This window comes from Stenotrophomonas sp. 71799_Sma (assembly GCF_056482505.1).
This window is the reverse complement of record NZ_CM151202.1, coordinates 4,825,001-4,845,588: the sequence shown is the minus strand read 5'-3', so window position 1 is coordinate 4,845,588 and position 20,588 is coordinate 4,825,001. Positions and strand designations below refer to the sequence as shown.

Genomic DNA, 20,588 nt, shown 5'->3' with positions numbered 1-20,588 from the left:
TTATCGACGTTCGTGTGCGGGATGGGGATCGCTCGACTCGTCTGTCGGCTAGTATCCGCAGATGCATGCTTGACGGTCCCTCCACCCTGGCTCCTACATACCTCGTAGGAGCCGGGAGGAACATACAAGCCATGCTCGACTGCGCCGCAATAATGTAGAGCCGAGCCATGCTCGGCTGATGGGCCACGGAGTCGAGCATGGCTCGACTCTACAAAAGAGCGTCCTGATCGCTTCGGGGTTCATCCACGCATTGCGTGGATCTACGCGATCAGTACCAGGCCATCCGGGAACACGATCGCCGCTTCATCGGCACTCACGTCGAAGAAGCCCACGCCGTGCTTCTCGGCCAGATCCTGCACGCGGCCATGCGCGCGCTCGGCCACCGAATAGGCGAACGCGCCGTAGATCACCTGACTACCGATGCTGTACTCGGTCACCTCAGCACGATCATCGTCGTCATTGCTCAACGGCCCGTTCATTGGCGGAAATTCCTGTGCCATCTCCGCGAACCACGCCTGCAACGTGGGACTGCTGACCGCCGGGTCGTCGTACTCGTGGCGTTCGTTCCACTGCGTCTGCTTCTCGAACCAGGCGATGAAGGCCGCCGCCTCACGTGGAGCGGTGCTGGCCTCGAACACCATCATGTCGTAACTCATTGAACCGTCCTGTGGGCGTGGTGAAAGGCTGCCGGGCGTCGCCCGTCGCTAGTGCTCATTATCAGGCCGATGCAGTGTTGGCATCCGCCAACCCCGGCGCCAATGCCTTGGCTTCCGGGAACAGCGCGAAGCGCAGGCCGATCAGGCCCATCAGGGCTTCATCGCGGGCCTTGCAGGCGGCCACACTGCCGACCCGGCCCAGCGAGGTATCCAGCCGCTCCCGCAGCGCCTCGGCCGCCACAATCGGTTTGTGCGCGGCGATCTGACGGCGGTAATGCACGGCGATTTCTTCCAGGATGTGCTCGACCGCTTCGCGGCTGCGCTCGGGCAGTTCCAGCCGTGCGCGACGCAACTGCAGGATGTTCAGGCCGATGCGCGCCTCGTTGAGCATGTCCACCGAGGCGATGTCGCTGCCCTCGGGCGTCGCTGCCAGGCGCGGTGCGAGCAGGCCCAGCAGGTCGAGCATGCGTGCGGCGAAGCGCTGCCGGTCCTGCTGGCCACGGCCTTCGGCGGCCTCGGCCAGCGTGGTCCAGCCCTGCCGCACCAGGCGGCGTGCGGTCCACTCGGCACCCACCGAACGGAACAGGCGGGTCATCACCACCGCAAAGCCAATGCCGATGAACATCGCAATCGACGAGTTGAGGAAGGTCTGGATGTTGGCGCTGTAGGTGTTCTGCAGGCTCAGCAGCGCGGCCAGGTTCACCGTCAACGGCAACGCGAACAATGCGCTCTTGGGGTGGTGCAGCATCAAGCCCAGCGGCAGGAACGCCACCGCCAGCACCAATGCCAGCAGGCCGAAGTCGTGCACCGCCGGGAACACGCCGAACAGGTACACGCCAGCCACCACCGAGGCGACCATCGCCCACACCAGGAACGACACCATGCTCGGTGCAGGGTCGTCCTGTGCAGCGAAGAATGCAGCGGTCACCGCGGCCATCATCGCGCCGTTGCCACCACCTTCCCAACCCAGCGCGATCCACAGCACGCAGTAGCTCATCAGCGCCACGCCGGCACTGAGCGCGGAGAACAGCGCCATGCCGTAGTCGACGTGCTTGTCGGCGGCCACGCGTTCGGTGCGGATGCGGTAGTGCGCGCGGTCCAGTGGCGCGGTGCCGTGGTCGATCGCGTGCTGCAGGGTGCGGCAGTCCTGCCACAGGTCCACCAGTTCCTCCAGGCGCAGCAGCAGGCTGGCCAGCTGCAGGTGCTGCAGGTCGCGGTCCACCTGCGGCTTCAGTGCGCTGATGCGCGCGCGCAGGCGGGCGTACTCGCTGGCGTTGGTCGGCCCGTCCAGCCAGTCATGGATATCGTCGACCAGTGCCGGCAGTCCTTCCGGCAGGGCCTGGCCATCGCTGCGCAGCGCGCTCAGGCGGTCGGCAATCGAGGACAGCACTGGCAACAGCAGCAGCATGCGCTCGCGCAGGCGCTCCATCGACACCGCCGAACCGGCATGGCGTGGATCATCACGGCGCAGGAACTCGATCAGCGCCTCGAACTGCACCAGGTCGGCGGCCAGCCGGTTGCGCGGCGCATGCGCGCGGCCACGTTCAAGGATCTGCCGGCACCACTGCGCGGCGTCCTCCATCCAGTTGCCGATGCGCGCGCGCAGCATCGGACGTACCGAGGCCGGGAACAGCAGCGACGCGAACAGCACCGCCACCACCGTGCCAAGGATGATCTCCTCGCTGCGTGCCACCACCGTGTCGAAGATGGTTTCCGGCGAGGTCACCGCCGGGAAGCCGATGAAGGCCGTCGTGTAACCGGCCAGCAGGAACGCGTAGCCGCGCGGGCCGCGGTTGAGCAGGGCCATGAACAGGCAGCCGGCCAGCCAGATCGACATTGCCGCGCTCAGCACCAGCGGCGATTCCACCAGCGCCGGCAGCACCAGCAGGGTGGCCAGGCCCGCCACCAGCGTACCGACGATGCGGTACACGCCCTTGGCGCGGGTCGGGCCCAGCAGCGGCTGGCTGACGATGTACACCGTGCCCATCGCCCAGTACGGGCGCGACAGGTTGCCGGCCATGGCGATGTACAGCGCGGCCACCGCGGCCAGGTAGGTCTTGATCGAGAACAGCCAGGCCTGGCGGTCGGTCAGCGCGTTCATGGCTTACTTCGCTGCGGTCGAGGCGTTGGGCGCGGCGGCGCTGGCCTGCCAACCGCCACCCAGCACCAGGAACAGGTGGATCTGGTCGCGCGAGACCTGCGCTTCGGCGGCGGCCAGGGTGGCATCGCTGGTGGCCAGGCTGCGGTCGGCATCCAGGCTGGACAGGTACGGCGTGCGGCCGCCCTGGTACAGCCGGCGGTTCTGCTCGGCGGCCAGTGCGGCCTGCTCCTGCGCGATGCGCAGCGACTGCAGCCGGCGCAGGTCCTGTGCATAGCGGTCCAGTGCGGTCTGGGTCTCGCGCAGCGCCTGCAGCACGGTGTGGTCGAACTCGGCCAGGGCCGCATCGGCACCGGCTTCGGCGGCGTGGATGCGTGCGTGCGTGCCGGACGACGGCAGCGTCCACGAGATCAGCGGGCCGATCGACCACTGCTGGGTCATCGGCGTGCCGAAGTCTTCCAGCAGGCCGGCGGCACCGAGCGAGGCACCCAGGCGGATGTCCGGGTACAGCTCGGCGGTGGCGACACCAATCCGCGCCGTGGCCGAGGCCAGCTTGCGCTCGGCCTGGCGCACGTCCGGGCGACGCTGCAGCAGTGCACGGCCATCACCGACCGGCAGCGGCTGCGCCAGGGCGGGGGCGTGCGCGCAGTCGATCACACCGGCCGGCAGCTGGCCCGGGGTCTGCCCCAGCAGCGCGGCCAGCGAATAGGCGGCCGCCGAGCGCTGCGCCTGCAGCGGCGGGAGTGCAGCTTCCAGCAGCGCCACCTGGGCATTGGCGCGGGCCAGTTCCGGCGGCGTGCCACGGCCGGCCGCGATCAGGCGCTCGGTGACCGTACGGCTGCGCTGCTGCAGCTGCAGCGAATGCTCGGCCACGTGCAGTTCGTGGTTGGCGTGGCAGATTTCCAGATAGCTGTCGGCCACCTGCGCGACCACGCTGACCTGGGCCAGATCGCGTGCCGCGGCGACCGACTGCTCGTCGGCACGGGCCGCTTCGGCGCCGCGCTTGAGCTTGCCGAACAGGTCGAACTGGTAGCTGACCGCGAACTTGCCATCGGCCAGGTTGATCACCGGCAGCTCGTGTTCCTGCAGGAACGATTCGGCCGACAGCTGCGCGCGGCTGACCCCGGCCTCGGCCTCGTACTCGAAGCCACCGGCGTCCAGCGCCTGTTCGTACACCGCCGCCGCACGACGCAGGTGCGCATCGGCGGCCTTCAGCTCCACGTTGTCACGCAGCGCCTGGGTGATCAGGCCATCCAGCACCGGGTCGTTGTACAGCGACCACCAGCGGTCGGGCAGCGCCTGGTTGGCGGCGATCTGCGGGTTCTGGGTATCGATGAAGGCGGCATTGGCCTGCGGGCGCTTGAACGCCGAACCTTCCGGCAATGCATAGTCCGGGCCGACGGTCCTGCACGCGGCCAGGCTGGCCAGCGCGACGATCAGGCCGAGACGGGGCAGGGCGGCGTTCACAGGCCCGCCTGTGTCGGCGCCGTGCCGGCCTTGTCGTTGTGCGGATGGCGGCCGGTGTCCACGGTCACCGTGGCGGTGCGGCCGGCGATCAGTTCCACACCCTTGGGTACTTCGTCGATGGCGATGCGCACCGGGATGCGCTGCGCCAGGCGCACCCAGTCGAAGGCCGGGGTCACGTTCGGCAGCAGGGTGCTGCCATTGCTGCGGTAACGGTCCTCGATGCCGGCGGCGATGCTTTCGACATGGCCACGCAGCGGGGTCGATTCGCCCATCAGGCGGATGTCCACGGCTTGTCCCGGGGCCACGCCACGCAGGCGGGTTTCCTCGAAGTAACCATCGATGCGGAACGAGCCGGTATCCAGCAGCGCCAGCACCGGCTTGCCGGCCACCACGTAGTCGCCCACGCGCATGGTGCGGTCGTTGACCCGGCCATCAGCCGGTGCGCGCACCTCGGTGCGCCCCAGGTTGAGCTCGGCCAGGTCGACCGCCGCCTGTGCGGTGGCCAGCGCGGCCTGTGCGGCCTGCAGCTTGGCGCGGCGCACTTCGGCGTCCTCGGCGGCGACCAGGTCCTGCAGGCTGCGGTCACGGCCGATCTCGCGGCGCAGCTGTGCCACCGAGGCCTGGCGCTCGCCCAGGCTGGCCTTGGCCTGCTCCAGCGCGATGCGGTAACGGGCACGGTCGACCACGAACAGCAGGTCGCCCTTCTTCACCGCCTGGTTGTCGGCCACCTGCACCGTTTCCACCAGTCCGGATACGTCCGGCGCCACCTGCACCACGTCGGCGCCGACATGGGCATCGCGGGTCCATGGCTCATCCATGTAATAGACCCACAGCTGGCGCAGCACCAGCAGGGCGACGATCACGGCTGCGCTGGTGAGCAGCACCGGCAGGGTCTTCTTCACGATCTTGTTCACGATTGCATCCAACGCAGGAGGTGGAACAGCAGGCCCAGCACGATTCCGTACAGCGCCAGGTTGAACAGCGCCGGGTGCCATACATGGCGATAGGCGCCGGCACGCTGCAGCAGCGCGTGCAGGCCGCTGTTGACCAGATAGGCCAACAACATCAACCCGAGCAGGGTCGGGACGAACACTCCGTGGAGACTGAATTCACCGGGCATCGGTAGGGGCGGGGGCGAGGTGGGGGAGGGGAGGAACAACGAAACAACAGCAACGGGCAAAAGCCGCTGGCGTGTGCACGGCAGCGGCGGTATTCGGGGGCAGCGCTCTTACGTGATGCGGTCGGCAGCCTCGGCCAGCAGGCGCCATGCCTTCAGCACGGCGTGCAGTTCATCCATGGAAAGCTCGCCGAACACGTCCTGGCGCAGGCCGATCAACTGGTCTTCCAGCTCGCTGACCAGCGCGTGTCCCGCGTCGGTCAGCCACAGCAGGTTGGCGCGGCGGTCGCTGGCGTCGCTCTCGCGGCGGACCAGGTCGCTGGCGCACAGCTTGTCCAGCAGGCGCACCAGGGAAGGACCCTCCATGCCCAGCTGCTGGGCCAGCGCCACCTGGCGGATGCCACCGCCGGAGCGGCCGATCATCAGCAGCGGCATGGTGCAGGCGGTGGAGATGCCGTAGCTGCCGAGCCGGCTGTCGGCCAGGCGCTGCCACTGCCGCCCTGCGTAAAGCAGGCCGGAGCTGAGCTGCATCTGCAGCACGGTGCGCTCGTCGAGGGGTCGGTCCATAAGAGATAGATAGGATACTACTAATTTCATTCCTATCAATGGTTTTTGCTGAATGGGCGGGGTGTAGTGAGGAAAGCGTTGCGCCTGCCTGGTGTCGGGTGGGGCAGCAGCAGATGCAGTGCGGACCAAGGTCCGCACCCACCAAAGCAGGAAAAACCACAGCAGCGGCGCGGTGCTTCCGGAGCCATGAACCCCGCTTTTGACTCCCGCTTTCGGGCGGTCCGGTCGCGCCCGCAGGAAACCGTCAAGGAGGGGGAGAGGGGGCTGCGCAGGACCGTTGGCGCCATGGATGGCGCCATCGAGCCCCCATGGGTGAGGGCGCTTTGCCTGCGAGGCATGCCTCGCAAGCGCTCGAACGCACAGCCGCCAGCGGCTGGGCCGGACCCCGGAGGGGGGTTTACGGCGTGTCCTGCGCAGCCCCCTCTCCCCCTCCAGGCCGACAGCAACGACGCGCCAACAACGACCCCCCGATGAACCGTCCCAACAGGACGACCCACCCCCCGGTCGGGTACGATGCTCGCCCCCCGATCGGGACGCTGTACGCAATGAGCAAGAACAACGAAAAGGCCGCCCCGCAGGGCGACGTGACCCAGGACCAGGCCGAGGATGCCGTGCGCACCCTGCTGCGCTGGGCCGGTGAGGACCCGTCCCGTGAAGGCCTGCTGGATACCCCCCGCCGTGTCGCCGAAGCCTATGGCGACTGGTTCAGCGGTTACCGCGACGATCCGCGCGCCTACATGGAGCGGACCTTCGAGGAAGTGGCCGGCTATGACGAACTGATCGTCCTGCGCGACATCGAGTACGAAAGCCACTGCGAGCACCACATGGCGCCGATCATCGGCCGCGTGCACGTCGGCTACCTGCCGGCCGGCAAGGTGGTGGGCATCAGCAAGCTGGCCCGTGTCGTCGAAGCCTACGCCCGCCGTTTCCAGGTGCAGGAGAAGATGACCGCGCAGATCGCCCAGTGCATCCAGGATGTGCTGCAGCCGATCGGTGTCGGCGTGGTCGTCGAAGGCGCCCACGAATGCATGACCACCCGCGGCATCCACAAGCGCGGCGTCAGCATGGTCACCTCGAAGATGCTGGGCAGCTTCCGCGACGACGCGCGTACCCGCGCCGAGTTCCTGCGCTTCATCGAAGTGGGCGGCAAGCGCTGAGCCGCTTGCCCGCACCCCGCTGGCCCCGCGTGGCCGGCATGCCCACGGCTGCCTGCACGGCAGCCGTGCGTGGCTGCTCGTCCCCGCCAGCCCTCATGACTCCTTTCGCTGCATGAAGCACCGCGAACGCATCTCCCGTTACCGCCATCTGCGCGAACAGCCCCAGTGGAAGCTGCTCGCCGCCGACCATGCCCCGGAAATCATTGGCCTGCTGCAAGGGCTGCTGATGGACGGCGAGCGCACGCTGTCGTCGTCGGTGCTCAACGAGCGCCTGCAACGTGCGCTGGACCAGCTCAACGGCGACGAACTGTCGCGCGACCTGCCGCGCACCGCGCAGGCCTACATCGCGCACTGGCTGGCCCAGGGTTGGCTGGAACGCCGTTTGCCCGAAGGCGCCGACCAGGAGCAGTACGAACTGTCGACCGCGGCGCTGCAGGCCATCCGCTTCGCCGACGGCCTTGAGCAGGCCCGCGTGGCCGCCACCGAAAGCCGCCTGGCGCTGGTCATCGAACAGCTCTCGCAGCTGGCCGCACAGACCGAATCCGATCCGGACGCGCGCCTGTCCGCGCTGCGCGACGAGCGTGACCGCATCGACGCTGAGATCGCCCGTGTCGGTGCCGGCCGTGTGATCGCGCTGGACGGCAAGCGCGCGCTGGAACGTGCGCGCCAGATCATCGGCCTCGCCGACGAGCTGACCGAGGACTTCCGCCGCGTGCGCGACGACTTCGAACAGCTCAACCGCGATTTCCGCGAACGCATCATCGACGACGAGGGCGAGCGCGGCGACGTGCTGTCGCAGCTGTTCGAAGGCGTGGACGTGATCGGCGAGAGTGATGCCGGGCGCAGCTTCCAGGCCTTCTGGCGCCTGCTCAACGACGCCGAGCAGAGCGCCCAGCTCGATGCCGCGCTGGAAGCGGTGCTGGCGCGTGGCTTTGCGCGCCGCCTTGACCGCAACGAACGCAACTTCCTGCGTGGCTTCACCAGCACCATGCTCGAGCGTGGTGGCCAGGTGCACGACGTGCTGCAGAACTTTGCGCGCAGCCTGCGCGGCTTCGTGCAGAGCCGTGGCTACCTGGAACAGCGCCGTCTCAACCAGTTGCTGAAACAGGCGCAGTCCGAAGCGCTGGCGCTGCGCGACGAGTTCCCCGCACAGCGTGGCATCGGCCGCGACCTGCAGCTGACCACCAGCCGCCTGCGTTCGTGGTCGCAGTGGAAGCTGCATGATCCGCGCAGTGCCCAGGTCGATGGCAACGTCGAATACAACGACGCGGCCGCGATCAGCCTGGAAAGCGTTGGCGACCTGGTCGCCTCGTCCGAAATCGACTTCCGCACCCTGCGCCGCGACCTGCACGACCTGCTCGATGCACAGCCGCGGCTCAGCATTGCCCAGGCGCTGTCGCAGCGTGAAGCGCCGCAGGGCCTGGGCAGCGTCATCGGCTACCTGTCGCTGGGCACGCGCTTCGGCAACGTGATCGCCGGCGAGCAGGAGCTTGCCGAATGGCGTGGTGGCGACGGCCAGATCCGTCGCGCCCGCATCCCGCTGGTTTGGTTCACCCAGGAGAGACGCCATGAGCTGGCATGAAGATCCCATCGATGCAGCGCAGGCCGACGTGGCGGAAGACGCCTACGAAGCCGAGCCGGTGGCGGCCGTGGCACAGCCCCGCCGTGGCAACGACGTGTACTACCTGGGCGATACCGGACGCCTGCCGCTGGATGCGCGCCGCGCGCTGTGCCAGCTGCTGATCGGCCCCAGCATCGACCAGCTGCGCCACGCCAAGCTGTGGCCGGCATTGATCCGCAGCGAAGCCGCCATCCGCTCGTCGTTGGCCGACCTGTTCCTGGAACTGGTACTGGATCGCGACAGCGGCGTGGCGTTCACCCGCCAGGCCGATACCGAAGACGTCGACGCGCCGGTGCTGCTGCGCACCTCGCCGCTGACCTTCATCGACTCGGTGCTGCTGCTGTATCTGCGCCAGCAGCTGGCCGAGGCCGATGCGCGCGGCAACCGCGCGGTGGTGGCCGATGCCGAGATGGCCGAAGCACTGGCCATCTACGAGAAGAACCTGTCCACCGACCGCGCCGGCTTCAACCGCCGTGTCGCCTCGGCGGTGCAGAAAATGAAGGACAACCACATCCTGACCCGCCTCAGCGGCCAGGAAGACCGCCACGAAGTCTCGCCGGCGCTGAAGCTGCTGTTCTCCGCCGAAGACGTGTCCCAGCTTTCGGCGGTGTACCGCCAGCTGCGCGAAACCCCGGCCGCCGAGGCCTGAGAGACCCTAACATCGCATGGCTATCTCCAAGCACACTCCCGCCCTGTTCAACGAAGGCCTGCCGGACCCGCGCCTGCAGCAGTTCCGCATGCGCCGCCTGCAGGTGCACAACTGGGGCACCTTCAATGGCCTGACCGAAGTGCCGATCGCCGAGCGCGGCTTCCTGTTCGTCGGCCGTTCCGGCTCGGGAAAGTCGACCCTGCTCGATGCCATGTCCGCGCTGCTGACGCCACCGGCCATCGTCGACTTCAACGCCGCCGCGCGTGAAGCCGAGCGCAGTGGGCGCGACCGCAACCTGGTGTCCTATGTGCGTGGCGCGTGGGCCGACCAGCAGGACAGCGGCACCGGTGAAATCGCTACGCAGTACCTGCGCAAGGGTGCGACCTGGACTGCACTGGTGCTGGAATACCGCGCTGGCGACGGCCGCGTGGTCAGCCTGGTGCGCCTGCTGTGGATCTCCGGAAACGGCACCTCGGCCGGTGACGTGCGCAAGCACTACATGATCGCCGAGCGTCCGTTCGACATCGCCAAGGATCTCGGCGGCTTCGACCTGGACCTGCGCAAGCTCAAGCAGAAGCTGTCCGACCTGCACCACTTCGACACGTTCTCCGGCTACGCCGAGCGCTTCCGCGACCTGCTCGGCATCGACAACGAGATGGCACTGCGCCTGCTGCACAAGACGCAGTCGGCGAAGAACCTGGGCGACCTCAACGTCTTCCTGCGCGACTTCATGCTCGACACGCCGAAGACCTTCGACGCCGCCGAGCGCCTGGTCAGCGACTTCGCCGAGCTCGATGGCGCGCACCAGGCCGTGGTCACCGCGCGCCGCCAGGTGGAAACCCTGTTGCCGGCACGCGCCTACTACAACGATCTGAAAGAGATGCACCGCCAGCGTGGCGACGACGAAGCACTGAAGCTCGGCGTCGACAGCTTCCGCGAAAGCCGCCGCCAGGCGCTGATCGAAGCGCGCCTGCGCGAGATGGACGTGCGTGACCGTGGCCTGCTCGGCGAAGAGGCCCAGCGCCGCGCCGCGCTCGACAACCACACCGAGCGCCTGGCCGAACTGGAACTGCAGCGCCGCCAGCAGGGCGGTGAGCGCATCGAGGAACTGGAGCGCGAGCAGGGCCGCGCCGAAGCCGAGCGCGACCGCCGCAAGGCCAAGCGTGACCAGGCCCAGGAGGCGGCACAGCAGCTGCAGGCCGAACTGCCCGACGATGCCCATGGTTTCGCCGAGCTGGTCGAGCGCGCACAGAACGAACTGCAGGACCGCCAGCGTGCCTCGGCGGCACTGGACGATGCGATCAGCGATCGCCTCGGCGGCAAGCGCGATGACGAGCGCCGCTTCGGTGAAGTACGCGTCGAACTCGAAGCGATGCAGCGCACGCCGTCCAACATTCCGGCGCCGATGCAGAAGCTGCGCGCGCGCCTGGCCGAGGAAACCGGCATCGCCGAAGCGGCGCTGCCGTTCGTCGGCGAGCTGATCCAGGTCCGCTCGGAAGAGCAGGGCTGGCAGGGCGCCATCGAACGTGTGCTGGGCGGCTTCGCGCTGTCGCTGCTGGTCGATGACAAGCACTACAACGACGTCGCCGAGTGGGTGAACCGCACTCACCTGGGCATGCGCTTCACCTACTACCGCGTGCGCCGCAACGATGATGCGTTCGCGCGCGAGCCGTCGGCGAAGTCGCTGCTGCACAAGCTGGAGCTGCGCGAGCATGTGTTCGAAAGCTGGCTGCGGCGCGAGCTCGGCAAGCGCTTTGACTACGAATGCGTGGATGCCAAGCAGCTGCGCAACGTCGACCGCGGCATCACCCGCGAAGGCCAGGTCAAGCATCCGGGCGACCGTTTCGAGAAGGACGACCGCAGCGCGGTAGGCGACCGCCGCCGCTGGATCCTCGGCTTCAACAACCACGACAAGGTGGGCGCCTTCGAGCGCGAAGCACAGGAACTGGCCAAGCGCATCGCCAGCTGCGAGACTGACATCGCGCGCCTGCGCGGCCAGCGTGACCGCGACAACGAACGCCGCCTGGCCTGCCACGAGCTGGTCAGCATCAGCTGGAACGAGATCGACATCGCCGCTCCGCAGCAGCGCCTGAGCGACATCGAGGCCACCCTGCGTGACCTGCGCGAAGGCAATGCCGATCTGGCCAAGCTGGCCAAGCAGATCGACGCCGTGCGCGCCGACATCGAGCAGTCCCGCCGCACCTATGAGGACGTCCGCGTCGAGCGCGGCCAGCTGGTCAAGGAGCGCGATCGCCTCGACCGCGCCCGCCAGCAGAGCCGTGCGCTGGTGCTGCCGAGCCTGGCCCAGGAGCAGGAAGCCGGGCTCGCCGAGCGCCTGCAGGAGCAGGGCCCGCTCAGCCTGGAAACGCTGGAGGCGCACATGCGCCAGGTCAGCAACGCGCTGAACGAGCAGCTGTCGTCCTCGCAGCAGGACCTCAACCGCATCGAGAACCAGCTGATCGGTTGCTTCCGTCGCTTCATCCAGCAGTGGCCGGAGGAATCGGGCGACTTCACCGTCTCGGTGGCCTCGGCCGAGGACTTCCTCGCCCGCCTCGAACGCCTGGAGCGCGACGGCCTGCCGCAGCACGAAGAGCGCTTCTTCGATCTGCTGCAGAACCAGAGCAAGAACAACCTGCTGGCCCTGCAGCGCCACAGCGCCGAGGCCCGCAAGTCGATCGGCCAGCGCCTGGACGAGGTGAACGCCAGCCTGGAACAGGTGCCGTTCAACCGTGGCACGCTGCTGACCATTGAACTGAGCGACCGCCGCCTGCCGGAAGTCGGTGAGTTCCACCTGCAGCTGCGCGAGGTGCTGTCGCAGCAGCAGACCGAGCAGCGCGAGCTGGCCGAATCGCAGTTCACCGTGCTGCGCCAGCTGGTCAACCGCCTGGGTTCACAGGAAGGCGAAGACAAGCGCTGGCGCGAACTGGTGCTGGACGTGCGCATGCACGTGGAGTTCATCGGCGTCGAGCTGGATGCGGAAACGCGCCAGCAGGTCGAGATCTACCGCAGCGGCGCCGGCAAGTCCGGCGGCCAGCGCCAGAAACTGGCCACCACCTGCCTGGCTGCGGCACTGCGCTACCAGCTCGGCGGCGCTGACAGCCAGCTGCCCAGCTACGCCGCGGTCGTGCTTGACGAAGCCTTCGACAAGGCCGACAACGAGTTCACCGCACTGGCGATGAACATCTTCGACAACTTCGGCTTCCAGATGGTGGTGGCCACCCCGCTGAAGTCGGTGATGACGCTGGAACCGTTCATCGGCGGTGCCTGCTTCGTCGAAATCAGCGGCCGCCACGACTCCGGCGTGCTGCTGATCGAGTACGACGAAGAAGGCAAGCGCCTGAAGCTGCCCGAGCGCAGCCGCCAGCAGGCCAACGAACCGGAAGAAGCGGAGGCCTGACCCGGCCGATTGAATGGGAATGCCGGCCAGCGGCCGGCACTACCCATGGGCGGGGTTCATGACCCGGTAGTGCCGGCCGCTGGCCGGCAACCGCACTCACGCTCCGCGGAACGTATCCCACGCCATCCGCGCGATCAGCACCACCACCAGCCCCACGAACAGCTTGCGGATGAACGGCGTGCCGCCCTTCAGCGCCAACCGCGTGCCCACCACCGAACCGATGATGTTGGCCGCCGCCATCGGCAGCGCGAACAGCCAAAGGATGTTGCCGGTCGGCACGAAGAACGAGATCGCCGCCACATTGGTCGCCAGGTTCACCACCTTCGACGCGGCCGACGCGCGCAGGAAATCCAGGCCGAAGAAGCGCACGAACAGGAAGATCAGGAAGCTGCCGGTGCCCGGCCCGAAGAAGCCATCGTAGAAGCCGATCGCTGCACCGATCGCCAGCGCGATCACCAGCTCGCGGCGGCCGATCTCCTGCGGCCGGTGCAGCGCACCGAAGTCCTTTTTCCACAACGTGTAGGCCAGCATCGCGATCAGCAGCACCAGCACCAGTGGGCGCACCGCGTCCTTGGGCAGCAGGCTCACCGCGGTGGCCCCGGCGAAGGAGAAGATGAAGGCGGTGCCGGCCGCGAACAGCACCGGCTTCCACGGGAAGCGCACGTTGCGCGCATAGCGCCAGGCAGCCGCACCGGTGCCGAACATCGAACTGAACTTGTTGGTACCGAACAGCATCGCCGGCGTCTGCTGCGGCAGCACCGTGAACAGGCCGGGCAGCTGCACCAGGCCACCGCCACCCACGGCAGCATCCACAAGACCGGCGATGAAGGCGATCACCACCAGCCACCACAACTCAGGGGGAACCAGTTCCAGCACGGCGATCAATCAAGGTGGGGGCGCGACAGCATACGCCTGTCCTGCTTCAGCTGGCCCGTGCCGCGCGTGGATCAATCCGCGCAACCCGGCGACAATGCCGGCATGAGCCGAAAACCCGCCGATCCCTGTCCCTGTGGCCTGCCCGCCGACTATGCCGCCTGCTGCGGCCGTTTCCACACCGGTGAAGCCGCGCCCGACGCCGAGCGCCTGATGCGTTCGCGTTACAGCGCCTACGTGCGCGGTCTGGCTGACTACCTGCGCCAGAGCTGGCACCCGGACACGCGTCCGGCCGAGCTGTCACTGGATGAAGCACCCGGCCAGCGTACCCATTGGCTGGGCCTGACCGTGCACGAGCACACCGTCACCGGTGCCGATAGCGCCGATGTCCGCTTCACCGCGCGCTATCGCGTCGGCGGCGGCAGTGCGGTCAAGATGACCGAACACAGCCGCTTCCAGCGCATCGACGGCCGCTGGTACTACCTCGACGCGGTCTGAGCCTCAGCCGCCACGCACGGCCAGCACGCGCTGGCCGGCATGTGCGTGCACCTGGTTGCGCCCCCCGTCCTTGGCCACGTACAGCGCCTGGTCGGCGGCCTTGACCACCGCCATCGGGCGCGGATCCACATGGCTGTCGGCCAGGCCGATGCTCACTGTCACCTGTACCACCTGGCCGCTGCCACCGCGTCCGCGCTGCTGGCGGCCGGCTTCGTCATCGCGGCTGCGGGTGCTGCGGTCGCGCAGCTGCATGCGGGTCTCCTCGATGCTCTGCCGCAGCGCCTCCACGGCATCCATGCAGGCCGCCGCAGGGCGGTCCAGGAACACCACCGCGAACTCCTCACCGCCATAGCGGAATGCACGGCCACCGTCGCCCACCCGCGCCAGCCGCGAGGCCACCAGGCGCAGTACATCGTCTCCGGTGTCGTGGCCATGGGTGTCGTTGAATGATTTGAAGTGGTCCACGTCCACCATCGCGATGCTGTAGGTGCCGCGTGCCCGCTGCAGGGTCTCGTTGAATGCCCGTCGCCCCGGCAGGCCGGTCAACTCATCGCGGAAGGCCATGTGGAAGGACTCCTGCAGCATCGCGCCCAGCATCAGCAGCAGGGCGGCGCTGCTCAGCGCCGGCAGCAGTACAGGGTGCAGGAAGATCCGCGGCAGCATCCACCACAGGCACAGCAGGGCCAGCAGCATCGCCGTGTGCAGTGGCCGAGGATGCCGCCACGCCTGCCAGCCCAACGCTGCGGTCGCCAGCAGGAACAGCAGCGCCGGCAGCTGCGCCAGCGCGTTCCAGTCGGCGGGAATCCAGGCCCAGTGACGGTTCGACAGCAGATCGTGCATGCCGCGCGGCTGCTGTGTGGCTAGCAGCAGGAAGATCATCACCGCGGTGCCGCTGGCAATACCGCGCAGCAGCAGGTCCTGGCGCCGCCGTCCGCGCTCCGGCCACAACGCAAGGCCGGCAGACAACAGCGGCAACCAGGCCGAGATGGCGTGGAAGCGCAGCGGTGTCAGCGTGGTGACATGGCCATTGCGCAGGTAGCCAGCGACGTCCTGGTGCAGCAGCGCGAACATCACCGCCACAACCATCAGCAGGCACAACGTGCGCACCTGGTGGTAGAGCAGGGCCAGGCCGGCACCGAGGCAGGCCAGCAGCCAGGGCAGGATGCGCTGCGCCGGGCTGGCCACGTCTGCGGTATCCAATGCGGTCCACACCACCACGGCAACCAGCACGGCAGGCAGCACGAACAGGTAATGCGCAGGCTGGCGGAGCGGATGCAGGGGCAAGCAGGAATTCCAGCGCGGTGACGACGCGGCCGCAGCATTGCCGTTAGCGGCGTTCGTGGTGGCTTCTTGAATGCGGCAGGCTCATCCATGTGAACGAAGTGATGCCGAACCATGACGTCGCACTCACCATCCAGCGCCGATGCTGCCCACATGGACAGCGTACCCGCCGCCGTCGCTGCCCCGCAGCACGATCTCGCCCGCCAGTTCGCCCATGTACGGACGCGCAGCCTGCAGTTGGCCGCGCCGCTCAGTGCCGAGGACGCCATGCTGCAGAGCATGGCTGACGCCAGCCCGAGCAAATGGCACCTGGCCCACACCACCTGGTTCTTCGAACGCTTCGTGCTGGCGGGTTTCGGCACCGCGCCAGCGCATGACCCGGGCTGGGACTACCTGTTCAACAGCTACTACAAGAGCATCGGCCCGGCGCATGCGCGGCCACAGCGCGGGTTGCTGTCGCGCCCGTCGCTGCAGCAGGTGCGAGACTACCGCCAGCAGGTCGATGCGCAGGTGCAATCGCGGTTGGCGGCGGGCGATCTCGATGAACAGGCACTGCAACATCTGCAGCTGGGCCTGCAGCACGAGCAGCAGCACCAGGAACTGCTGCTCACCGACATCAAGCATGCGTTCTGGTGCAACCCATTGCAGCCCGCCTACCGCGAGGACCTGCAGCCTGCCACCAGCGCTGCCAGTGCGCAGGGCTGGATCGAATCACCCGAGCGCATCGTCACGGTCGGCGCCGCGGCATGGCCGCAGCAGGCCGCGTTCGCCTACGACAACGAATCGCCAGCGCACCGCGTGCTGCTCCCCGCGCACGCATTGGCCGAGCGTCCCGTCAGCAATGCCGAGTATCGGGCCTTCATCGACGCCGGTGGCTATCGCGAACCGCGCTGGTGGCTCAGCGAAGGCTGGGCGCTGCGCGAAGCCGAGGGCTGGCAGCACCCGCTGTACTGGGATGACGCCCTGCAGCGCGAGTACACCCTGGGCGGTTGGCGCGAACTGGATCCGCACGCGCCGGTCTGCCACCTCAGCTACTACGAGGCCGATGCCTGCGCCCGCTGGTCCGGCGCGCGCCTGCCCAGCGAGTACGAATGGGAAGCCGCCGCTGCGTCGCAGCCGCTGCGCGGCCATTTCGCTGACGACGACCGGCTGCACCCGCAGGCATCGCAGGGCAGTGGAATACGGCAGCTGTTCGGCGATGTCTGGGAGTGGACCCACAGCGCGTATGGCGCCTATCCGGGCTTCCGTCCCTTCGCCGGCAACCTCGGTGAGTACAACGGCAAGTTCATGTGCGGGCAGTGGGTGCTGCGTGGCGGCAGCTGCGCGACACCCCGCGGCCATGTGCGCGCCAGCTACCGCAACTTCTTCATGCCGCCGGCGCGCTGGCAGTTCTCCGGGCTGCGCCTGGCCAGGGACCTCACATGAGCACCGTGCATGACGCGCTGCAGGCATTGACCGATCTCACCCCCGGGCGGCAGCAGATCCTCTCCGACGTAGTGGCCGGACTCTCACGTACGCCGCGCCAGCTGCCGTCCAAGTACTTCTACGATGCGCGTGGCTCGCGACTGTTCGAGCAGATCACGCAGACCCCCGAGTACTACCCCACGCGCACCGAGCTGGCCCTGCTTAAGCGTGTGCTGCCGGACATCGCCCGCAGCGTTGGCCCGCGTCTGCACGTGGTGGAGCTGGGCAGCGGCAGCGGACGCAAGACCGCGCTGCTGCTGGCCGCACTTCACGACCCGGTGGCCTATACGCCGATTGAAATCTCGCGGGCCGCGCTGCTGTCCAGCATCGATCATCTGGCGCCGGCGTTGCCGGAGGTGGAGATGCTGCCGGTCTGTGCCGACTTCACCCGCCCCGTCGCCGTTCCCATGCCCGAGCGCGAACCCGCGCGACGGCTGCTGTTCTTCCCCGGTTCCACGCTGGGCAACTTTGAAGGCGAAGACGCGGTCGCACTGCTGCGGGCGATGCGCCAGACGATGGGCCGCGACGGCCTGGCCCTGGTCGGCATCGATCTGCACAAGGACCCGGCTCTGATCGAAGCGGCCTACAACGACGCGCAGGGCGTCACCGCCGCGTTCACTCTCAACCTGCTGGCCCGGCTCAATCGCGAGATCGGCAGCGACTTCGACCTCGACGGCTTCCACCACCGTGCCTGCTACAGCACCGCGCGGCTGCGCATCGAAACCGATCTGGTCAGCCGCTGGGCGCAGGATATGCATCTGGACGGCCGCACCTTCCACTTCGCCGCCGACGAACCGATCCGTGTGGAGTACAGCCACAAGTACACCGACGACAGCTTCGAGGCGCTGCTGCAGCACGCGGGCCTGCAGGTCACGCAGCGCTGGAATGCCGACAGTCCCGCCTACGGCCTGCGCCTGCTGCGTGCCATCTAGGGCGGCCGGCCAGCCGGTACCCCTTCAGGTTCTGCAGCACCGCTACCCCTAAGATGGCCGTGCAACGGCAACACGGAGGACGCCATGCCCATTCTGACCACCCTCGGCCTGGCGGCCGCTCTCGCCTCGCCCCCCGCGCTGCCTGCAGCACCGGATGCCAGCGTCGATCTGGCCTTCAGCCGCTGCCTTTCGGGCCTGCAGGCCACGGCCGCCAGCCAGGGCATCAGCGCCGAGCGCTTCAACGAAATCACCGCCGGCCTCACCCCGGACCCCAGCGTGCTCGGCCTGCTCGACGCGCAGCCGGAATTCACCACGCCGATCTGGGACTACCTGGCCGCGCTGGTCGATCGCCAGCGCGTGGCTGATGGTCGCGCCATGCTGCAGCAGCATCGCGACCTGCTCGATCGAGTGTCGGCGCAGTACGGCGTCGATCCGGCCACCATCGTCGCGGTCTGGGGCGTGGAGAGCGACTACGGCCGCGTGTTCGGCAAGCGCCCCCTGCTGCAGTCACTGGCCACGCTGTCCTGCGCCGGCCGTCGCCAACCCTTCTTCCGCGGTGAATTGCTGGCACTGCTCAAGCTGATCGACCGCGGCGACCTGCAGGCACAGGGCCTCACCGGTTCCTGGGCCGGTGCCTTCGGGCATACGCAGTTCATGCCCAGCACCTACGCACGCATCGCCGTGGACGGTGATGGCGATGGCCGCCGCGATCTGGTCGGCAGCATTCCCGATGCGCTGGCCTCCACTGCCAACTACCTCAAGCGTGCCGGCTGGCGCAGTGGCGAGCCGTGGGGCATGGAAGTTCTTGTTCCCGCTGGCTTCAACGCCAGCCAGGCCGGACGTACCCAGCGTCGCGCCCTGGCCGACTGGCGTGCGCAGGGCCTGACCGCGCTGGATGGCAGTGTGCTGGCTCCGGCCAACCTGCCGGCGGATGCGCGCGCCGCCCTGCTGCTGCCGGCCGGCAACAAGGGCCCGGCGTTGCTGGTGTTCCGCAACTACGACGCGATCTACAGCTACAACGCCGCCGAAAGCTATGCGCTGGCGATCGCCACGCTGGCCGACCAGCTGCGTGGCGGCAATGAGCTGGCCACCGCCTGGCCGACCGATGATCCCGGCATCGGCCGCGATGAACGCCGTCAGCTGCAGACCCTGCTGCTGGCGCGTGGCCACGACATCGGTACCGCCGACGGCATGATCGGTACCGCCACCCGTCGCGCGATCCAGTCCGAGCAGCAGCGCCTGGGCTGGGCCAATGCCGATGGGCGTGCCGGCCAGCGCATCCTGCGCGCGCTGCAGGAAGAGGCGGCCGCCATCGCACCCGCTGCGCAGAAGGCCTTGCCCCAGGCACGCTGACCGCGACATCATCGCCGCGGTCTTCAAGGAGCGTCATCGCATGCAGTCGGATCCGGACATCAGCAGCGGCCTGTATCACGGGCTGGAGGCCTGGCACGTGCGCACCCCCAGCGCGACGGCGGTCATCAGCGTGTTCGGCGGACAGCTGCTGTCGTTCATTCCCGATGGGCAGCCCGATGTACTGTGGCTTTCGCCCACGCGCGCCGAGCTGCCCACGCCCATCCGCGGTGGCGTCCCGGTGTGCTGGCCGTGGTTCGGCCGCCAGGGCCAGAACAATGATGTGCCCGCGCATGGCCTGGTGCGCACCGCGCGTTGGGAGCTTCTGCAGGCCAGCCAGAGCGATGACGGTGAGGTCGAGCTGCAGTTGGCACCTGCACCCTGCGCCGATCCCGGCCTGCGCCTGCAGATGCAGTTGCGCATCGGCCGCCAGCTGCGTCAGCAGCTCGTCACCGAAAACACCGGAACCTCGCCGGTGACCTTCACCCAGGCCCTGCACAGCTATTTCCGGGTGGGCGATGCCAACCAGGTCGAGGTCGAGGGCCTCGACGGCCTGCAGTACCTGGACAAGTACGAGGACTATGCGCAGCTTCGCCTGCAACAGGGACCGTGGTCATTGCGCGATCCGCGTGACCCCGGTCGCAGCGATCGCATCTATACCGGTGCCGGCGGCCATTACGTGCTGCGTGATCCCGTACTGCAGCGGCGGATCGAGATCCGCAGCGAAGGCAGCCAGACGCTGGTGGCCTGGAATCCCGGTGCGGAGGCGGCAGCGAAAATGGCCGATGTCGGCGATGGCTGGCACGATTACGTTTGCCTGGAAGTGGCCAACGCAGGCCCGGAGCAGATTACGCTTGCGCCGGGTGAGCGCCATCAACTGGTGCAGACCCTGGCCAGTACCGCGCTGTAGGCGCTGGCAGCGGTTTCAGTTTGTCGATGCAGTAGCAAGGACGGAAAACATGCAGGAAGCACAATGGTGGTACGCCAATGGCAGGCAGAGCAGTGGGCCGGTGGATCTGGCCGGTCTTCGCCAGCTGCAGCGGGAAGGGACGGTCACGGCGCGAACGCTGCTCTGGTGCGAGGGCATGCCCTCGTGGCGGCCGTTGGCGGAGCTGGATCAGGCCTCAACGCAGGTCGAGGTGGCTCCGGTCCTGGATATCGACGCAGCGCCCGCGGCTGAGGGCATCGCGTCGAGTGTCGGCGATCCGTCCGACCCCTATCGTGCGCCGGTCGCTGCACCGGATGTGGCTGCGGCTGCCGGGCTGGAGGGCGAGATGGCCTTGTACGCCAGCGTGGTCGGTGGCAACTTCCCGATCTATCGCCAGCGCTGGCGGCTGGATCAGGGCATCGCCACGGGCAGTGGCACCTGGCACTGGCCGGCCTTCCTGCTCGGCCTGATCTGGATGATGTACCGCAAGATGTACCGCCTGGCGGCGATGTGGGCTGGCCTGCTGCTGCTGA

The 20,588-nt window shown here is 68.0% G+C and carries 18 protein-coding genes (1 of these 18 cut by a window edge); 10 read left to right on the top strand and 8 right to left on the bottom strand.

Going from position 1 to position 20,588, the window contains the following annotated elements; genetic code table 11:
* Positions 1–260: 260 nt before the first annotated feature.
* From ACZK4Z_RS22310 to ACZK4Z_RS22285, 6 genes are all read right to left on the bottom strand, one after another.
* Positions 261–656 (bottom strand): hypothetical protein, encoded by a 396-nt coding sequence (locus ACZK4Z_RS22310; RefSeq protein ID WP_125895899.1) that lies wholly within the window; start codon positions 654–656, stop codon positions 261–263.
* Between the two features lie 61 nt (positions 657–717).
* Positions 718–2,757, bottom strand: coding sequence for an FUSC family protein (locus ACZK4Z_RS22305; protein ID WP_293799478.1), 2,040 nt, complete (start codon positions 2,755–2,757; stop codon positions 718–720).
* 3 nt (positions 2,758–2,760) lie between these two features.
* The gene (locus tag ACZK4Z_RS22300) at positions 2,761–4,221 is read right to left on the bottom strand and encodes an efflux transporter outer membrane subunit (protein ID WP_049400357.1); all 1,461 of its coding nucleotides are present in this window, start codon (positions 4,219–4,221) and stop codon (positions 2,761–2,763) included.
* On the bottom strand, positions 4,218–5,135 hold the full coding sequence (locus tag ACZK4Z_RS22295) for an efflux RND transporter periplasmic adaptor subunit (RefSeq protein ID WP_032973896.1): 918 nt from the start codon (positions 5,133–5,135) through the stop codon (positions 4,218–4,220). Before ACZK4Z_RS22295 ends, ACZK4Z_RS22300 begins: the two co-directional genes overlap by 4 nt.
* Positions 5,132–5,341 (bottom strand): DUF1656 domain-containing protein, encoded by a 210-nt coding sequence (locus ACZK4Z_RS22290; protein WP_010487502.1) that lies wholly within the window; start codon positions 5,339–5,341, stop codon positions 5,132–5,134. Before ACZK4Z_RS22290 ends, ACZK4Z_RS22295 begins: the two co-directional genes overlap by 4 nt.
* A 108-nt stretch (positions 5,342–5,449) precedes the next feature.
* Positions 5,450–5,905, bottom strand: coding sequence for a MarR family winged helix-turn-helix transcriptional regulator (locus ACZK4Z_RS22285; RefSeq protein WP_012481667.1), 456 nt, complete (start codon positions 5,903–5,905; stop codon positions 5,450–5,452).
* A gap of 545 nt (positions 5,906–6,450) precedes the next feature.
* Between ACZK4Z_RS22285 and folE the strand changes: the two genes are divergently transcribed.
* The 4 genes from folE (at position 6,451) to ACZK4Z_RS22265 (ending at position 12,729) form a co-directional block, all read left to right on the top strand.
* The gene (gene folE, locus ACZK4Z_RS22280) at positions 6,451–7,062 is read left to right on the top strand and encodes a GTP cyclohydrolase I FolE (protein ID WP_004141296.1); all 612 of its coding nucleotides are present in this window, start codon (positions 6,451–6,453) and stop codon (positions 7,060–7,062) included.
* A 112-nt stretch (positions 7,063–7,174) separates the two neighbouring features.
* The gene (locus ACZK4Z_RS22275) at positions 7,175–8,644 is read left to right on the top strand and encodes a DUF3375 domain-containing protein (protein ID WP_046985163.1); all 1,470 of its coding nucleotides are present in this window, start codon (positions 7,175–7,177) and stop codon (positions 8,642–8,644) included.
* Entirely contained in the window at positions 8,631–9,332 is a 702-nt protein-coding gene (locus tag ACZK4Z_RS22270; RefSeq protein WP_005411692.1) for a DUF4194 domain-containing protein, read from the top strand. The genes ACZK4Z_RS22275 and ACZK4Z_RS22270 overlap by 14 nt, the downstream gene beginning before the upstream one ends.
* Before the next feature lie 16 nt (positions 9,333–9,348).
* Complete coding sequence (locus ACZK4Z_RS22265; RefSeq protein ID WP_125895897.1) at positions 9,349–12,729, top strand: ATP-binding protein; 3,381 nt, start codon at positions 9,349–9,351, stop codon at positions 12,727–12,729.
* 96 nt (positions 12,730–12,825) lie between these two features.
* Here ACZK4Z_RS22265 and ACZK4Z_RS22260 read toward each other — a convergent pair whose 3' ends face one another.
* On the bottom strand, positions 12,826–13,605 hold the full coding sequence (locus ACZK4Z_RS22260) for a sulfite exporter TauE/SafE family protein (RefSeq protein ID WP_014039007.1): 780 nt from the start codon (positions 13,603–13,605) through the stop codon (positions 12,826–12,828).
* 102 nt (positions 13,606–13,707) lie between these two features.
* Here ACZK4Z_RS22260 and ACZK4Z_RS22255 point away from each other — a divergent pair, with 102 nt between their 5' ends.
* Positions 13,708–14,100, top strand: coding sequence for a YchJ family protein (locus ACZK4Z_RS22255; RefSeq protein WP_125895940.1), 393 nt, complete (start codon positions 13,708–13,710; stop codon positions 14,098–14,100).
* A 3-nt stretch (positions 14,101–14,103) separates the two neighbouring features.
* Here the strand turns inward: ACZK4Z_RS22255 and ACZK4Z_RS22250 are convergent, their stop codons facing one another.
* Positions 14,104–15,384 carry a GGDEF domain-containing protein gene (locus ACZK4Z_RS22250; protein WP_125895939.1) on the bottom strand — a complete coding sequence of 427 codons (1,281 nt, stop codon included), beginning with the start codon at positions 15,382–15,384 and terminating at the stop codon, positions 14,104–14,106.
* A gap of 150 nt (positions 15,385–15,534) precedes the next feature.
* Here ACZK4Z_RS22250 and egtB point away from each other — a divergent pair, with 150 nt between their 5' ends.
* The 5 genes from egtB to ACZK4Z_RS22225 all read left to right on the top strand — a co-directional run.
* Positions 15,535–16,806 (top strand): ergothioneine biosynthesis protein EgtB, encoded by a 1,272-nt coding sequence (gene egtB, locus ACZK4Z_RS22245; RefSeq protein ID WP_125895938.1) that lies wholly within the window; start codon positions 15,535–15,537, stop codon positions 16,804–16,806.
* Positions 16,803–17,777 (top strand): L-histidine N(alpha)-methyltransferase, encoded by a 975-nt coding sequence (gene egtD, locus ACZK4Z_RS22240; protein ID WP_125895937.1) that lies wholly within the window; start codon positions 16,803–16,805, stop codon positions 17,775–17,777. The genes egtB and egtD overlap by 4 nt, the downstream gene beginning before the upstream one ends.
* Positions 17,778–17,861: 84 nt before the next feature.
* The gene (locus tag ACZK4Z_RS22235; protein ID WP_125895936.1) at positions 17,862–19,130 is read left to right on the top strand and encodes a lytic murein transglycosylase; all 1,269 of its coding nucleotides are present in this window, start codon (positions 17,862–17,864) and stop codon (positions 19,128–19,130) included.
* A 40-nt stretch (positions 19,131–19,170) separates the two neighbouring features.
* Positions 19,171–20,037, top strand: a complete 867-nt coding sequence (locus ACZK4Z_RS22230) for a D-hexose-6-phosphate mutarotase (protein ID WP_071229489.1) — start codon at positions 19,171–19,173, stop codon at positions 20,035–20,037.
* Between the two features lie 49 nt (positions 20,038–20,086).
* On the top strand, positions 20,087–20,588 hold the 5' portion of the coding sequence (locus tag ACZK4Z_RS22225) for a DUF2628 domain-containing protein (RefSeq protein ID WP_125895935.1). 272 nt of this gene lie beyond the right edge of the window; the window shows 502 of its 774 coding nt (coding positions 1–502); it begins with the start codon at positions 20,087–20,089; its stop codon lies beyond the right edge, outside the window.

Bases quoted from the DNA above. Each gene is read 5' to 3' on its own strand.
- ACZK4Z_RS22230 (WP_071229489.1), top strand. From the start codon at position 19,171: ATGCAGTCGGATCCGGACATCAGCAGCGGCCTGTATCACGGGCTGGAG.
- egtB (WP_125895938.1), top strand. From the start codon at position 15,535: ATGGACAGCGTACCCGCCGCCGTCGCTGCCCCGCAGCACGATCTCGCC.
- folE (WP_004141296.1), top strand. From the start codon at position 6,451: ATGAGCAAGAACAACGAAAAGGCCGCCCCGCAGGGCGACGTGACCCAG.
- ACZK4Z_RS22255 (WP_125895940.1), top strand. From the start codon at position 13,708: ATGAGCCGAAAACCCGCCGATCCCTGTCCCTGTGGCCTGCCCGCCGAC.
- ACZK4Z_RS22305 (WP_293799478.1), bottom strand. From the start codon at position 2,757: ATGAACGCGCTGACCGACCGCCAGGCCTGGCTGTTCTCGATCAAGACC.
- egtD (WP_125895937.1), top strand. From the start codon at position 16,803: ATGAGCACCGTGCATGACGCGCTGCAGGCATTGACCGATCTCACCCCC.
- ACZK4Z_RS22265 (WP_125895897.1), top strand. From the start codon at position 9,349: ATGGCTATCTCCAAGCACACTCCCGCCCTGTTCAACGAAGGCCTGCCG.
- ACZK4Z_RS22310 (WP_125895899.1), bottom strand. From the start codon at position 656: ATGAGTTACGACATGATGGTGTTCGAGGCCAGCACCGCTCCACGTGAG.
- ACZK4Z_RS22285 (WP_012481667.1), bottom strand. From the start codon at position 5,905: ATGGACCGACCCCTCGACGAGCGCACCGTGCTGCAGATGCAGCTCAGC.
- ACZK4Z_RS22270 (WP_005411692.1), top strand. From the start codon at position 8,631: ATGAGCTGGCATGAAGATCCCATCGATGCAGCGCAGGCCGACGTGGCG.
- ACZK4Z_RS22235 (WP_125895936.1), top strand. From the start codon at position 17,862: ATGCCCATTCTGACCACCCTCGGCCTGGCGGCCGCTCTCGCCTCGCCC.
- ACZK4Z_RS22290 (WP_010487502.1), bottom strand. From the start codon at position 5,341: ATGCCCGGTGAATTCAGTCTCCACGGAGTGTTCGTCCCGACCCTGCTC.
- ACZK4Z_RS22275 (WP_046985163.1), top strand. From the start codon at position 7,175: ATGAAGCACCGCGAACGCATCTCCCGTTACCGCCATCTGCGCGAACAG.